Origin of the sequence: Lentzea sp. NPDC042327 (assembly GCF_040647275.1) — a bacterium.
Lineage (GTDB): Bacteria > Actinomycetota > Actinomycetes > Mycobacteriales > Pseudonocardiaceae > Lentzea.
On sequence record NZ_JBEZBX010000004.1, the window covers coordinates 207,936 to 222,337 of the forward strand.

At 71.7% G+C, this 14,402-nt stretch carries 14 protein-coding genes; 11 read left to right on the top strand and 3 right to left on the bottom strand.

The window, feature by feature from the left end; genetic code table 11:
* Nucleotides 1-491 precede the first annotated feature (491 nt).
* From AB0A63_RS11880 to AB0A63_RS11905, 6 genes are all read left to right on the top strand, one after another.
* The gene (locus AB0A63_RS11880) at nucleotides 492-1,010 is read left to right on the top strand and encodes a hypothetical protein (protein WP_360388833.1); all 519 of its coding nucleotides are present in this window, start codon (nucleotides 492-494) and stop codon (nucleotides 1,008-1,010) included.
* A gap of 1 nt (nucleotide 1,011) precedes the next feature.
* Nucleotides 1,012-1,866 carry a hypothetical protein gene (locus AB0A63_RS11885; RefSeq protein ID WP_360388836.1) on the top strand — a complete coding sequence of 285 codons (855 nt, stop codon included), beginning with the start codon at nucleotides 1,012-1,014 and terminating at the stop codon, nucleotides 1,864-1,866.
* Entirely contained in the window at nucleotides 1,863-2,654 is a 792-nt protein-coding gene (locus tag AB0A63_RS11890; RefSeq protein ID WP_360388839.1) for a creatininase family protein, read from the top strand. The genes AB0A63_RS11885 and AB0A63_RS11890 overlap by 4 nt, the downstream gene beginning before the upstream one ends.
* Nucleotides 2,651-3,961, top strand: coding sequence for a hypothetical protein (locus AB0A63_RS11895; protein ID WP_360388841.1), 1,311 nt, complete (start codon nucleotides 2,651-2,653; stop codon nucleotides 3,959-3,961). The genes AB0A63_RS11890 and AB0A63_RS11895 overlap by 4 nt, the downstream gene beginning before the upstream one ends.
* Complete coding sequence (locus AB0A63_RS11900; protein WP_360388844.1) at nucleotides 3,958-5,376, top strand: MFS transporter; 1,419 nt, start codon at nucleotides 3,958-3,960, stop codon at nucleotides 5,374-5,376. The genes AB0A63_RS11895 and AB0A63_RS11900 overlap by 4 nt, the downstream gene beginning before the upstream one ends.
* A 63-nt stretch (nucleotides 5,377-5,439) precedes the next feature.
* The gene (locus AB0A63_RS11905; protein ID WP_360388847.1) at nucleotides 5,440-7,038 is read left to right on the top strand and encodes a helix-turn-helix domain-containing protein; all 1,599 of its coding nucleotides are present in this window, start codon (nucleotides 5,440-5,442) and stop codon (nucleotides 7,036-7,038) included.
* A gap of 13 nt (nucleotides 7,039-7,051) precedes the next feature.
* Here AB0A63_RS11905 and AB0A63_RS11910 read toward each other — a convergent pair whose 3' ends face one another.
* Nucleotides 7,052-7,738: a metallophosphoesterase gene (locus tag AB0A63_RS11910; RefSeq protein ID WP_360388849.1), complete on the bottom strand. Its 687-nt coding sequence runs from the start codon at nucleotides 7,736-7,738 to the stop codon at nucleotides 7,052-7,054.
* 48 nt (nucleotides 7,739-7,786) lie between these two features.
* Here AB0A63_RS11910 and AB0A63_RS11915 point away from each other — a divergent pair, with 48 nt between their 5' ends.
* The 3 genes from AB0A63_RS11915 to AB0A63_RS11925 all read left to right on the top strand — a co-directional run bounded on the left by AB0A63_RS11915 (nucleotide 7,787) and on the right by AB0A63_RS11925 (nucleotide 11,234).
* Entirely contained in the window at nucleotides 7,787-8,359 is a 573-nt protein-coding gene (locus tag AB0A63_RS11915) for a CGNR zinc finger domain-containing protein (protein ID WP_360388852.1), read from the top strand.
* Between the two features lie 9 nt (nucleotides 8,360-8,368).
* Nucleotides 8,369-9,397: an alpha/beta hydrolase-fold protein gene (locus tag AB0A63_RS11920; protein WP_360388855.1), complete on the top strand. Its 1,029-nt coding sequence runs from the start codon at nucleotides 8,369-8,371 to the stop codon at nucleotides 9,395-9,397.
* 121 nt (nucleotides 9,398-9,518) lie between these two features.
* Complete coding sequence (locus AB0A63_RS11925) at nucleotides 9,519-11,234, top strand: S8 family serine peptidase (protein ID WP_360388857.1); 1,716 nt, start codon at nucleotides 9,519-9,521, stop codon at nucleotides 11,232-11,234.
* A gap of 45 nt (nucleotides 11,235-11,279) precedes the next feature.
* On the opposite strand, the gene AB0A63_RS11930 is transcribed toward AB0A63_RS11925, so the two are convergent.
* Nucleotides 11,280-11,627 carry a hypothetical protein gene (locus AB0A63_RS11930; RefSeq protein ID WP_360388860.1) on the bottom strand — a complete coding sequence of 116 codons (348 nt, stop codon included), beginning with the start codon at nucleotides 11,625-11,627 and terminating at the stop codon, nucleotides 11,280-11,282.
* Nucleotides 11,628-12,237: 610 nt separating this feature from the next.
* On the opposite strand from AB0A63_RS11930, the gene AB0A63_RS11935 reads away from it, so the two are divergent.
* The gene (locus AB0A63_RS11935; protein WP_360388861.1) at nucleotides 12,238-12,696 is read left to right on the top strand and encodes a DUF2690 domain-containing protein; all 459 of its coding nucleotides are present in this window, start codon (nucleotides 12,238-12,240) and stop codon (nucleotides 12,694-12,696) included.
* Here AB0A63_RS11935 and AB0A63_RS11940 read toward each other — a convergent pair.
* Nucleotides 12,689-13,534, bottom strand: coding sequence for a helix-turn-helix domain-containing protein (locus AB0A63_RS11940; RefSeq protein ID WP_360388864.1), 846 nt, complete (start codon nucleotides 13,532-13,534; stop codon nucleotides 12,689-12,691). The genes AB0A63_RS11935 and AB0A63_RS11940 overlap by 8 nt on opposite strands.
* 100 nt (nucleotides 13,535-13,634) lie before the next feature.
* On the opposite strand from AB0A63_RS11940, the gene AB0A63_RS11945 reads away from it, so the two are divergent.
* Nucleotides 13,635-14,399, top strand: a complete 765-nt coding sequence (locus AB0A63_RS11945; protein WP_360388866.1) for an SDR family NAD(P)-dependent oxidoreductase — start codon at nucleotides 13,635-13,637, stop codon at nucleotides 14,397-14,399.
* Nucleotides 14,400-14,402: the final 3 nt, after the last annotated feature.

Genomic DNA, 14,402 nt, shown 5'->3' on the forward strand with positions numbered 1-14,402 from the left:
TCAGACCCCAGGCTCGATGAGGTGGAATAAGCCGGTAATGGTCGCGCGCAGCTCGATGTCCTGAAGCTACGCATCGACTTCGCCGACGGTCAACGCCCAGTGGGGTGTACTAGGAGTTTTCATAGTTCAATCGGTCTCATATATGATCCGAACGGGTGTTTTTCGGGTTTCGTAACTCCTTTGTGGACTCGATATTTGCGCACGTAGAAGCCCTGATTACTGCTGAGCAGTGGATTCTGTTGCCGTTAAAAGTGTTCGTGGTTGATGTTGCGGCTATCGGCGACTCGTGCCAGCCTGATCGAGGCCGAGGCCTTGTGGACAACGAAGGCCGTGACAGGCGATCCGCAATTGCGGTCCCCGCGGCCACGCTCTCGCGCCTCACCCACCAATGCCCGAACGGGCAATTCAGTGCCCACATCTTCTGTCAACCGGATCGCGATACCCGCCGACTCCCGCGGCCCGGCATCGCGAAACCCGAAGGAGCTGCCGGAATGGTTCCCCCTTCGCGCCCGCTGACGGGCGCCACCGTGTTCGTCGGCGGTCCGATCCAGCACGCGCTGGTGCCGGGCGGCATGCTCGGCGCGGTCAGCGACCGGCTGCACGCGGCCATCGACCAGGTGGAGCGGGCGGGCGGCGCGGTGTTGTCCGCGCACGTCGCCGAGCGCTTCGGCGTCACCACCGCGGACTTCACCCCGGACCAGGTGTCCGAACGCGACTTCGGCTGGATGCGCGCGTGCGACGTGTTCGTGCCGGTGCTGCCGGTGCTCGCCGACGGCACCCTGCTGCGCACCGACGGCACGCACATCGAGCTGGGCTGGGCCAGCGCTCTGGGCCGCCCGATCGTCGGGATCACCGAGCAGCCCTTCGCCGACTCGGCCAGCCACCTGCTCAAAGGCCTGGCACGGGTCGCCGACGCCGTCTTCCTGTCCGCGGCCGAGTTCGCGGAGGCGCCCGGCCTGCTGGTGGACGGCGTGCTCGCCGCCCTCGGCCGGGCCAGGACGGCGGCCTGAGGTGGGCACCACCGTGCTCGGCATCGACGTGACGTCGCCGGTGCTGGTCGGCTCGGGACTGCTCACCGACCAGGAACGCACCCTGCGCAGGATGCTGGACGCGGGCGCGGGCGCGGTGGTCACCAAGACCATCCACCCCAGCCCGCCGGCGGGCCTCGACGAGCGCATCATCCGGCTGCCCACCGGCATGATGAACAGCACCACCTACTCCAAGCGCCCTGTCGGGCACTGGCTTTCCGTGCTGCGCGGGATGGCGGCCGACGGCCTGCCGGTGATCGCCTCGCTGCACGCCGACAGCCCCGGGGAGCTCGCCGAGCTGGCCGCCGAGGTCGAGGGCACCGGCTGCCGCGCCCTGGAGCTGGGCATCTCGTGCCTCAACGAGGAGGACGGCCTGGAGGACACCCCGGAACGCGTCCACGCCTACACCGCGGCGGCCCGTGCCGCGACCACGATCCCGTTCGCCGTCAAGCTCGCCAGCGGCGAAGGGCTGCCGGCCAGGGCGGCGGCCGCCGAGGCCGCGGGCGCGGACGCGCTGACGCTCAGCGACACCCTGCCCGCCGCGGCCGTCGATCCCGACACCGGCCTGCTGCGCCTCGGTGGCACGTTCGGGTACTCCGGCCCCGGCATCAAACCGCTGGTGCTCGCCTCGATCTGGCGCCTGCGGCGTGCGGGTTTCACCCTGCCGGTGCTCGGTTCCGGCGGTGTCGAGTCCGGCCGGGACGTGCACGACTACCTGCGGGTCGGCGCGTGCGCCGCCCAGGTCTACACCGCGCTGCACACCGACCTCTACCCGACGCTGACCAGGATCGTCGCCGAGACCGAGGTGCTCGACCGGACCCGGCGGGTGCCGTCGTGACGCCCCGGTCGACCGGGCCCCGGCTCTGCGACGTCAGCAGCGCCGAGGTGGTCGAGGCCACCGCGGGGCGCACGGTCGTGTGGCCGATCGGCTCGATCGAGCAGCACGGGCCGCACCTGCCGCTGTCCGTCGACTTCGTGCTGGCAGAGGCGTTCGCCCAGCAGATCGCCTACGAGCTCACCGCGCTCACGCTGCCGGTGCAGTCCATCGCGGCCCGGTCGCTACCGCAGAGCGGTGGCGGGCTGTCGTTCCCCGGCACCGTCCACGTGCGCGGGCGGTCGTTGCTGGACTTCCTGGTGGACGCGCTGGAATCGCTGTGCGCGTTGCCGTTCAAGAGGTTGCTGGTCGTCAACGGGCACTTCGAGAACGAGCCCTTCGTGTTCGAGGCGCTCGACGACGTCGCCAGGCGCCCGGCCGCCCACGGCAAGGAGTTCATGGCGCTGAGCTGGTGGAGCCTGGTCGACGACAGCTGGCTGGCCGAGCGCGTCCCCGCCTTCCCCGGCTGGCACGCCGAGCACGCCGGGCTCACCGAGACCAGCCTGATGCTGTTCCTGCGCCCCGACCTCGTGTCCGGGCTGCGCCTGGACCACGACCACCCACCACGCGCAGGCGTCTACCTCCACCCCGCGGACGTGACCACCATGACCACCCGCGGCATCCTCTCCAGCACCTCCGGCGCCTCCGCGTCGTTCGGTGAGGAGCTGTTCTGGCACGTGGTGTCGTCCGCGGTCGACCTGGTGTCCCGAGGAGACGGACTGCTGCGCACACCGACCGAGGAGGAACCGTGACCGATCAGCACGTGCCCACCGTCTGCGTGTGCAACGCCGTGGACACCTTGCGCGACTTCGCGATCCGCGCGGACGACGTCGATGCGCTGCTCGCCGAGTGCTACGCCCAGCAGGACCAGGCACTGTTCTGGGGCCCGCTGGACAAGGTGCTCGTCACCTACGAACCGATCGGCGACCTGGCCTGGCACCAGGAGTTCCTGGAGCTCCCGGGGGTGGTGAACCTGTGGCCGTCGCGGTCGACGGGCTCGCTGTTCGCCGACATGATCGCCGACCCGGCGTTGATGGCCGCGCTCGCGGACCACGCAGGCCCCGGTCGCCGGATCCGGATCATCCCGCACACCACCACCGCCGACCTGTGGCTGTTCGCCGAGGTGATGCGGGAACGGCACGGGGTCACCGCCGAGCTGCCGGAGAGCACTCCCGACCAGTCCCTGCGCGACCTGGCCGACACCAAGACCGGGCTGCGCGACCTCGCCGCGGACCTCGGCATGCTCGAAGGCCCGTTCCGCGTTCCGGCGGGTGAGCACCACGCCGGCCAGGAGGCGGTCACGGCCGCTGTGACGGCGATGCTCGCCGCGGGGACGCCGTGCATCGTGAAGGCCGACCGGGGCGAGGCGAGTCTCGGGCTGCTCATCTTCCAGCCGGGCGACACCGCCGAGCACGTGGCGCGCACGCTGGCCGGCAGCCAGTTCTACGCGGACGAACCGGTCGTGGTCGAGGAGTTCCTCGACGGCGACGTCGAGTTCCCGTCCGTGGAGTACGTGGTGCCCGAAACCGCGGAACCACGCCTTTGCTACACCACCGAGATGCTGTTCGAGGGTGCCACGCACCTGCGCGGCAACGTCACCTCGCGGGAGCTGCGCACGCGCTGGTGGTACCGGGCACTGGTCGACGGCGGGATGCGGCTGGCGCGGGAGCTTCAGCGGCGCGGTTACCGAGGCCACTTCGGCATCGACGCGATCGCCCGCGACGGCGTCGTGTACGCCCACGACCTCAACGCCCGCCGGACCGGGTCCACGCACGTGCACGAGTTCGGGTACGAGCTGATCGGGCCGGACTACCTGGAAACGACGACCGTCGCGAACTACGACTTCTACGGTCTGCCGACCGGCTTGACGCTGCCGGAACTGCTGCGGCAGCTCGGAAACCTGGTCGCCTCGCCCAGGCACGCCGGCCGCGGGGTGGTTCCGGCTGAGTTGACCGACCTCGGCTGCGGCAGACTGAGCTGCATGTTCTTCGCCCCCGGCATCGCCGAGCTGCACGACCTCATCGCGAAGACCAGGACGGCCCTGGGACTCTTCCGGTGACGTCGGCGACCGGTGTCGGCGCTGCCAGGCGGTGGCTGGTGCTCGCGGTGGTCCTGCTCTGCTTCCTCCCCGCCGCCGTCGACGTCACGATCCTGACCATCGCGGTGCCCACGCTCGCCGAAGCGCTCGACGCCTCCACCACCGAACTGCTGTGGGTGGTGGACGTCTACTCGTTGCTGATGATCGGCCTGGTCCTGGTCACCGGGCCGCTGGGAGACCGCATCGGTCATCGGCGGCTGCTGCTGATCGGGCTGGGTGTGTTCGGGGTGGCTTCCGCGTTCTCCTCACTGGCCGGCACGCCGCTCGCGCTCGTCGCCGGCCGGGCGTTGCTGGCGGTGGGAGCGGCGATGATCATCCCGGCGACGCTGGCGGTGATCCGGCAGACGTTCTCCGATCCGCGCGAGCACGCCGTCGCGATCGGCGGGTGGAGCGCGGTGGCGGCGGGGGCGTCGGCACTGGGGCCGGTGGCCGGCGGGTTCCTGCTGCACCACTTCTGGTGGGGCTCGACGTTCCTGGTCAACCTGCCGGTCGTGGCGGTGGCGGTACCGGCGGTGCTGCTGGTGCTGCGCAACAACCCGGAACCGGAGCCGCGGCCGTGGGAGGCGTTGTCGCCGGTGCTGGCGGTGATCGGTTCGGTGGGGACCGCCTACGCGGTCATCGCTCTCACCCACGACGGGGTGGGGGTGGCGGAGGTGGTCGTACCGGGCGCGGCCGGAGTCCTGGCGATCGTGGTGTTCCTGCGCCGGCAGCGCGTGCTGGAGCACCCTCTGCTCGACCTGTCGCTGTTCCGGCTGCCACCGTTGCGGGCCGGGGTCGTCATCTCGGTGCTGCCGGTGCTGGTGATGGTCGGGTTCGAGCTGCAACTGGTGCAGTACCTGCAACTGGCGCTCGGTCTGTCGCCGGCCGAGGCGGCGTGGCGGCTGCTGCCCATGCCGGTGGCGGCGGTGCTCGCGGGCCCGATCGGAGGATGGCTCCTGCCGCGGCTGGGCGCACGCCTGGCGGTACCGGGTGGCCTGGCCCTCGCCGCGGCGGGCTACGCGCTGGTGGCGTCGGACGTGGTGTTCGCGGGAGGACTCGTGCTTGTCGGGTTCGGCCACGGCCTGGTCCAGATGATCGCGTCCGACCTGGTCATGACGACCGCGCCGGAGCAGCAGGCCGGGGCGGCCGCGGGGATCGAGTCCGTGTCGTACGAGACCGGCGCGGCGGTGGGGATCGCCGTCCTCGGCACCGTGACCGCGGTGTTCTACCGCGAGGGGGCCGGAGGATCGGCCTCGTTGCTGGACGCCCGGAGCTCCGCCGCCGCGGCCGAGGCGCTCACCGGGGCCTTTCGCGGCATCACCTGGGTCGCGGCCGCCCTGGTCCTGTCGACCATCGCCGTCGTCGCTCGCTGGAGCGCCGGGGGTGCCGTGCGGTGAGGCAGCGGACGTCGGACGCGCAAGGGATTCCTCTGTAGACGGTTCCCGTGGCACGGTGGCGGGGTGAGCAACCGAACCGGCCTCGCCCGCGTGCTCGACGACCTCGGCACGACGCTGATCGACCTGGTCCGCGGCGACCCCGCGCGGGCCGGTGGCATCGGCGGCGTGGTGATCGACGACCCGCACGACGACCAGGTGCTGCCGCCGCGCGCGCTGGTGCTCGGCGTCGGCGTGCGGGAACCGGCGGACGTGCGGGCCCGCCTCGACGAGCTGGGCGTGCTCGGCGCGGCCGGGCTCGTCGTGCGCGGCCCGGTCGTGCTGACCGACGAGGTCGCCGCGGCGGCCGACCGCTCCGGTGTGGCGCTGCTCGGGCTCGCGCCGGGGGCGTCGTGGACGCAGCTGGCCGCGCTGCTGCGGTCGTTGCTGGCCGAGGGCGAGGTCACCGACTCGGAGACACTGGGCGGCACCCCGGCCGGTGACCTGTTCGCGCTGGCCAACGCCGTCGCGTCGCTGATCAGCGCGCCGGTGACGATCGAGGACCGCAGCTCGCGGGTGCTCGCGTTCTCCGGGCGGCAGGAGCAGGCGGACGCCTCGCGCGTGCAGACGATCCTGGGGCGGCAGGTGCCTGCGCGGTACTCGCAGCTGCTGGAGGCACGCGGGGTGTTCCGCCGGCTCTACCGCAGCGACCAGCCCGTCTACATCGCGGACCTGCCCGATGACGACGGGGGTGTGTGCCTGCCCAGGGTCGCGGTCGCGGTGCGGGCGGGCGACGAGGTGCTCGGCTCGATCTGGGCGGCGGTGCGGGCGCCGCTGCCCGCGGACCGCGAGCTGGCGTTCTGCGACGCGGCCAAGCTCGTGGCGCTGCACCTGATGCGGCAGCGTGCGGGTGCCGACGTCGAACGCCGGTTGCGCGCGGACCTGGTCAGCACCGCGGTCGAGGGCGGTGCGGGTGCGGCGGAGGCGGTGCGCCGGCTCGGGCTGACCGACCAGGAGTGCGTGGTGCTCGTCCTCGCGCTCGCCGACTCGCACGTGGACGACCCGGCGGAGCACGCCCGGCTGCTGGCCGAACGCCAGCAGGTCGCGGACGCGTTCGCCATGCACCTCACGGCCGTCCACCCGCGTGCGGCCGCCGCGCTCGTCGGTGACGTCGCCTACGCGATCCTGCCCACCGAGTCCGAGGACCGGGCGCTGCGGATCGCCACGGACTTCCGCACCCGCATCGGCGACCGGGTCGTCGTCGGCGTCGGGCCGGTGGCCGACGGGCTGACCCTCGCCCGGTCCAAGGCGGGCGCCGACCTGGCGTTGCGGGTGCTGCGCGCCGGCCGGTCGCAGCGCGCGGTCGCACGGGTGTCCGACGTGCACAGCGAGGGCCTGCTGCTGGAGCTGGCCGACCTGATCGCCGAACGCGGCGACACCCTCACCGGCCCGGTGGCGCGGCTGATCGACTACGACCTCCGGCACAACGGCAACCTCGTGGAGACGCTCAGCGCGTGGCTGGACGCCTTCGGCGACGTCGCCGCCGCCTCGGCCGCCGTCTTCGTGCACCCCAACACGTTCCGCTACCGGCTGCGGCGCCTGGCCGAGGTGGGCGAGCTCGACCTGACCGACCCGGACGCCCGGTTCGCGGCGATGCTGCAGCTGCGGCTGTGGCGTCCCGTGTGACGGACCGGGCCGGTCAGCACGCGTAGTGGAACGTCGTGACGATGCCGTGCCCGGTGAACTGGTGCAGTGCCATGCCCGGCGGGTGCTCGCGGTTCGCGGTCGGGTGGTCGCCGTCGAGGTTCGCCGCGGAGACGATGCCGGGCGCCACGAGCACGGGCACGCCCGCGAACTGCGCCACGCAGGCGGTGTGGACGTGTCCGCAGAGGATCGCCGTGACGGTGCCGATGCGGTCGACGAGCGCGGCCAGCGCGTCCGCGTTCAGCAGCCGCATCGGGTCGACGTAGGTGTGGCCGATCTCCATCGGGGGCTGGTGGAACGCGAGCACCGTCCGCTCGGCGCCCGCGGCGAGCGCGGCCACCCGATCGGCCTCCTCCTCCCGCAGCACTCCGTGGTTCTCCCCCGGTACGACCACGTCGACGCCGATCACCCGCAGCTCGCCCACGTCGAGCACCGGCACGGACGGCACCAGCGCGGGCACGTCGTGGTTGCCCGGCACCGCGAGCCACGGCAGCCGACCCTCCATCACCGCGCTGAACTGCTCGTACTCGGGCTCGACGCCGTTGTCGGCGATGTCCCCGGTGAGCACGACCGCGTCCGGCTGCCGGTTCGCGGGCAGCAGGTCGAGCACCGCGCGGAGCCGGTCCGCCCGCTCCGGTGACCCGTCGAGGTGGCAGTCGCTGAGGTGCAGGAGAGTCGTCACCCGAGCTAGGCTAACGGTAAATCTGCATTTACCGTTAGCGGAGGCTTGGTGTTCACACTGCCGGACGGCACCGACGGCGTGACGGCGCTGGCGTTGGTCAGCACCATCGCCGACGACGGCAACGGCGGCGTGGCCGACCACCTCGCCACCGACGCGGAGGTGCACAACTGGGTCGCGAACCGCTTCCCCGGCGCGCTCGTGGTGCCGGACCGCGTGCGCACCCTGCGGTTCGCCGCGCGCTCGGCGTTTGCCGCCTCCGTGTTCCCGCACCCGCCGAGCCGGGTCGAGCGGACGCGGCGGATGAGCGACACCGAGGCCGCCGCCGTCCTGCACAACGCCGTCAACGCGCTGCGAGCCGAGACCGTCGTGACGATCGAGGACGGCGTCCGGCGCCGGCTGCAGACCGCGGCACGGGGTCCCGCGCTCGTCGAGGGCGCACTGGCCCTCGCGGTCGTCGAGTTCCTCACCGGCCCGCTCGCACCCCGCCTGCGTTCGTGCCAGGCCCCCAGGTGCGTGCGGTACTTCGTGCAGCAGCACGGCCGCCAGCAGTGGTGCAAAGCGTCGTGCGGCAACCGTGCGCGCGTAGCGAGGTTCGCGAGCCAACAGCAAGATCGTGGTTGACTCGGTCGCATGCTTCCGTGGGAGGGCGAACTCGCCGGCCGGCTCGACCGGCACACCGTCGAATCCGAGCTGCTGCGCGGCAACCCGCTCGGCGACCCGCACGAGCGCCCGCTGTGGGTGTACGTGCCGCCGGGCTACGACTCGTCCGACGAGCGCTACCCGGCCGTGTACGTGATCCAGGGCTACACCGGCCACCTGGGCATGTGGGCCAACCGCACGCCGTTCCGCCAGCCGTTCGTCGAGACCGCGGACGCCGTGTTCGCGAACGGCGCCCCGCCGTGCGTCGTCGTCTACGTCGACGCCTGGACCACCTACGGCGGCTCGCAGTTCGTCGACTCCCCCGGCACCGGCCGTTACCACTCGTACCTGTGCGACGAGATCGTGCCGTGGGTCGACGCGCACTACCGCACGATCCCGGCCCCGCAGTCCCGTGCCATCGCCGGCAAGTCCTCCGGCGGCTTCGGCGCGATGATCACCCCGATGCTGCGCCCCGACCTGTTCGGCGCACTGGCCACGCACGCGGGCGACACGCTTTACGAGTACTGCTACCTGCCCGACTTCGCCAAGGCTGTGCGTTTCCTACGCGCCTATGACCACGACATCCGCGCGTGGTGGGCCGATTTCCAGGGCCGTCCGGCCTTCACCAAGCCCGCGGACGCCACCCTCCTGAGCACCCTCGGCGTCGCGGCCTGCTTCTCCGCCCTCGACGACGGCACCCCGGAGCTGCCGTTCGACCCGGTGACCGGCGTCCTGCGCCCCGACGTGTGGCAGCGCTGGCTCGACCGGGACCCGGTCCGCATGGTCGCGACCCACGCCGGCGCGGTGCGCTCGTTGCACGCGGTGTGGATCGACGCGGGCCGCAGCGACGAGTACCACCTCGACCTGGGCGCCGAGGCGTTCCGCGCCGAGCTGGCCGCGGTGGGCGTGCCGGACGAGCGCGTCCACTTCGAGCTGTTCGACGCCGGTCACGCCGCCATCGACTACCGCTACCCGCTCTCGCTGGCCTGGCTGGCTGACCGGCTGGCACGACTTTCGTAGGGTTTCTGAACTCCGCGCGTCCCTGACGCCTGCGATGCTCCTCTTCAGCTCGTGACGGGCCCCTGCGCCCCGCGCACACTGCGCGGGGACAGCCCGCGAGAGTGTTGGAGGAATCGTGTTCGTGCGTACAAGAACACGCCTGCGTGCAGCGGTCATCGCCGCGGTCGTGGGCGCCGGGGTCCTGGCGGCGGCAACCCCGGCAGTGGCGGCACCCGCGGCGGGCAACCGGTCGTACTTGGTCATCACCGCACCCGGTGACACGGCGGGCGCCAAGTCCGCGGTCGCGAGCAACAGCGGCACGGTCTGGGCCTCCTACGACGCGATCGGCGTCGTCGTCGCCCACTCCGGTTCCGCGGACTTCGCGACCCGGATGCGGTCGGTGAGCGGCGTGCAGAAGGTCGGCGCGACCCGCACCTCCGACGTGCCCGCCGAGGCGGCGAACCCGGCCGTCCCGGCCGCCCCGGCGCAGGCCACACCCGCCGCCGGTGAGCCGGTGCGCACGGACATGAGCCAGATCGGCGCCGACCGCGCGTGGGCGGTCAACCAGGGCTCGCCCACCGTCACCGTCGGTGTGCTCGACACCGGTGTCGACGACCAGCACGCCGACCTCAAGGCCAACTTCGACGCGGCCAACTCGGCGTCGTGCGCCTACGGCAAGCTCGACACGCGCACAGGCTCGTGGCGTGACACGGACACGCACGGCACGCACGTCGCAGGCACGATCGCGGCCGCCAAGAATGGCGTGGGCATGGTCGGCGTGGCGCCGGGCGTGAAGATCGCGTCGGTGCGCATCGCGGAGAAGCCGAGCGGGTTGTTCTTCGCGGAGAACACCATCTGCGCCATGGTCTTCTCCGGTGACCGCGGCTTCGAGGTGACCAACAACAGCTACTACACCGATCCCTGGTTGTTCAACTGCCCGAGCAACGCCGACCAGGACGCGATCCTGGAGGGCGTGAAGCGCGCCGTCGCCTACGCCGAGGGCAAGGGCGTGCTCACCGTCGCCGCCGCCGGCAACGAGAACTACAACCTGGCGGCCAAGTCCACGGACACGACCAGCCCCAACGACTCCACGCCCGCGACCCGCACGATCAGCAACGCCTGCCTGAGCGTGCCCGGTGAGCTCTCCGGCGTCGTCAGCGTCTCGTCGATCACCTCCTCGAACGCCAAGTCGTCGTTCTCGAACTTCGGCACCGACAAGATCCACGTCGCCGCCCCCGGTGACAGCGTCTACTCGACCGTCCCCGGCGGCCGGTTCGGTTCGAAGTCCGGCACGTCGATGGCCTCCCCGCACGTCGCGGGCGTCGCCGCACTCCTGAAGTCGGTCAACCCGACGGCCACCCCCGCGCAGCTGCGCACGCTGCTCGCGACCCAGGCCGACGACCTGTCCTGCTCCGACACCCGGTGCAGCGGCACCACCGCCAAGAACAACTTCTTCGGCGAGGGCCGCGTCGACGCGTTCGCCGCGGTCGACACCGGCACCACCCCGCCCGGCCAGACCTTCGAGAACACCGCCGACGTCGCCATCCCCGACGCCGGCTCGGCCGTGACCAGCTCGATCACCGTCTCCGGCCTCACCGGCAACGCCCCGGCCACGCTCAAGGTCGGCGTCGACGTCGTGCACACCTACCGCGGCGACCTGGTCATCGACCTCATCGCCCCGGACGGCACGGCGTACCGCCTGAAGGACTCCAGCACCTCCGACTCCGCGGACAACGTGGTGGAGACCTACACGACCAACGCCTCCAGCGAGGTCGCGAACGGCGTGTGGAAGCTGCAGGTGCGGGACACGTACCGCAGCGACACCGGCTACATCAACGCCTGGAAGCTGACCTTCTAGGCACAGCCGGGGGTGGGCTCGCGGCCACGGGCCCACCTCTCGCCGTCAGAAGCAGTAGCTCGCCTGCCGCCAACCGACCGGGCCGTTGACCGGCTGGTAGGCGAGCCCCCCGTAGGCGCACACGACCTGGTTGGAGCTCCCGTTGAGCTGTCCGGAGAAGGCGGACGACGCGTAGCAGGGGCCGGGGTCGCAGACGGGGTTGCAGGCGTGGCCCCACGTGCTGGTGCCGTCGCCGGGGCGCACCGCCCACACCCGGATGCCGAGCGAGGGCACGGCGTACGCGGCACCGGAGTTCATCCGCACCCTGGCCCAGTTGGTCTGGCAGCCGGTGCTCCACCGCAGGTCCACCCAGCCGAGGACGTTGCCGCTGATCTCCGGGTGGAGGATCGGCACGGTGCTCGCCGTGCCGTTCGCGGGACCACCGCTGCCGGCACAGCCACACCGCGGACAAGACTTCTCATCGTCGGTCCTTTCCTCCGTCAGTGGAATCGCTGCCCGTCCGGGTGTTGCGCGTAATGCGCCGTGCTGTCGGACATGTGGACCAGTGAAGGGAATCGCCATTCAGGTCTAAGCGCGGACCGGGTTGGCCAACACGCTGTCCAGGCGTGGACAACAGGTCCGGACAACCGGAGGGATGCGCATGCCTCGTCCCGAACGGCCGATCGACGGGTCCACCGGTCCGGCCCAGCTGTTCGCCGCCGAGCTCAGGAAGCTGAGGGACGCGGCCGGTGGCGAGTCCTGCCGCTCCATGGCGGCCAGGGTCCACTTCTCCAAAGCGACCCCGTCGTCCGCTGCCAGCGGTCACCGCCTCCCACCTGGGACGTCACTAAGGCTGGCGGCGCCGCTGGGTCCAGGCCCGCGCGGACCTCGGCCTGCCGCCGGACGAACCGGCCCCGGCCGCTCCCCGCGAACCCGAGCGGGCCGCCGGGAAGGCCGGCGCCGGACCGGCCATCGCCGCGGTGGTCGCCGTCCTGGTCGCGGCGGCGTTCGGAACCGCCCGGTGGTGGGGCGCGAACCGCACTCCACCGGAGACCTCGCCCCGTCGGCGGACACGACGCCGAGGTTCGCCGGAACCGCGGCTCCGGTCGCCGACGGCGCCGACCCGAAGGAGTCCGGGTGCGCCTACGACCCGGAGGTCACCACGCTGGACAGCGTCGAGATCAACACCGCCCAGCGCAACTTCCTGGGCACCGCCGAGCTCCGCTACTCCCCGCGCTGCCGGGTCGCGTGGGGCCGGTTCACGCCGAGCGACCGGGTCACGTTCCTGAGGAGCGCGACCGTCACGATCGCGGCCGAGCGTCCGCGGACGACGACGAAGGGACTTCCCTACAGCACCGAGTTCGACGGGCAGGCCGTGTTCGGCAACATCCTGCTGACCGCGGACGGCTGCGTGCAGGTCACCGTCACCGTGGCCGCACCGTCCGGGGGTGGCGCCAGCACGACCGAGTGCCGGCCTACCTGACGTCCTCGAACGTCTCGTGCCCGAGCACGCCCAGCAGCTGGATCTTGTCGAACGCCTCCGTGCGCGGCGGTGCGGTCAGCACCAGCAGCGCCTGCGACTGGTCCTCCGTGAACAGCGCCTGGCAGTCGACCTCGATCTCGCCCAGTTGCGGGTGCACCAGCACCTTGTGGTCCTCGAACCGCTTCGCGACCTCGTGGCGTTCCCACAGTTCCGCGAACTCGGCACTCTCTCGCGACAGCACACGCACCAGCTCGCCTGCACGCGAACGTGCGCCCATAGCGCCGTACGCAGCTCGTAGGTTCGCGACTTGGGCGCGGGACTGGCGGTCGCGGTCGTGCTCGGGGTAGATCAGGCGTTCGTCCGGGTCGGTGAACCAGCGGTAGATGCCGCTGCGCGCCAGGCCGGTGAACTTCGACGAGTCGCCGTAGAGCGCGGCCGCGTGCCGGTTCTGCAGCAGCACCTCGCCGAGGTTGGAGAGGATCAACGCCGGGGTGTCGGTGAGGCGGTCCAGCACGCGTTGCAGCGCGGGGGCGACGTGGGTGCTGGTGACCGACGGGGACGGCGCGTTGCGGCCGGCGATGCGGAACAGGTAGTCGCGGGCGTCGTCGGTCAGGCGCAGCGCGCGGGCCAGTGCCGCCAGCATCTGCTCGCTCGGTTGCGGGCCGCGTTGTTGTTCAAGGCGCGTGTAGTAGTCCGTGGACATCGCGGCCAGTGCTGCGACCTCCTCGCGCCTGAGGCCCGCCGCTCGCCGACGTGCGCCCACGGGCAGACCGACGTCCTCCGGCCGGAGCTCTTCGCGTCGGCGGCGGAGGAAGGCTGCGAGTTCCACACGGTCCATGGCTTCAGTATCGGCGTGTGTGCGCCGTGAGCCAGGGATCGCCGATCCCCCGATAAGCGCTCTCTGCCGCGTGCGACGGCAACGGCAGAAGCTTTCACTCATGGACATCACCGGAAACACCGTCTTCATCCCCGGCGCCACCAGCGGCATCGGCCTGGCGCTCGCGCTGGCCCTGCACGAACGCGGCAACACCGTGGTCGTCGGTGGCCGCCGCACCGAGCTGCTGGAGCGCATCGCGGCCGAGCACCCCGGTGTCGAGACCGTGCGGATCGACACGGCCGACGCGGACAGCGTCAAGGACGCGGCCAAGGACGTGCTGGCGCGCTTCCCCGAGCTGAACGTCCTCATCACCATGGCGGGTGTCATGCGCGTGGAGGATTGGCGCCGGCCGGAGACCTTCCTGGAGTCGGCGGAGACGACCGTGACGACGAACCTCCTCGGGCCGATCCGCCTCATCGCGGCGTTCGTGGAGCACCTGCAGACGCGACCGGACGCCACCATCATGACCGTGTCGTCCGGGCTCGCGTTCGCGCCGCTCAAGGTGACGCCGAGCTACAACGCCACCAAGGCCGCGATCCACATGCTCAGCGAGACGCTGCGGCTGCAGCTGGCCGGCACCTCCGTGCAGGTGACCGAGCTGGAGCCGCCGTCGGTGCAGACGGACCTGCTGCCGGGCCAGGCCGACAACGACCACGCCATGCCGCTCGACGAGTACGTCACCGAGGTCATGGGGATCGTCGAGGCCCGGCCCGACGTGCGGGAGATCCAGGTGGAGCGGGTCAAGTTCCTGCGCTACGGCGAGGCCCGCGGCGACTACGACCAGGTCGTGGCCGCCCTCAACGCCGAGGACCCGCACGGCGACTGAACC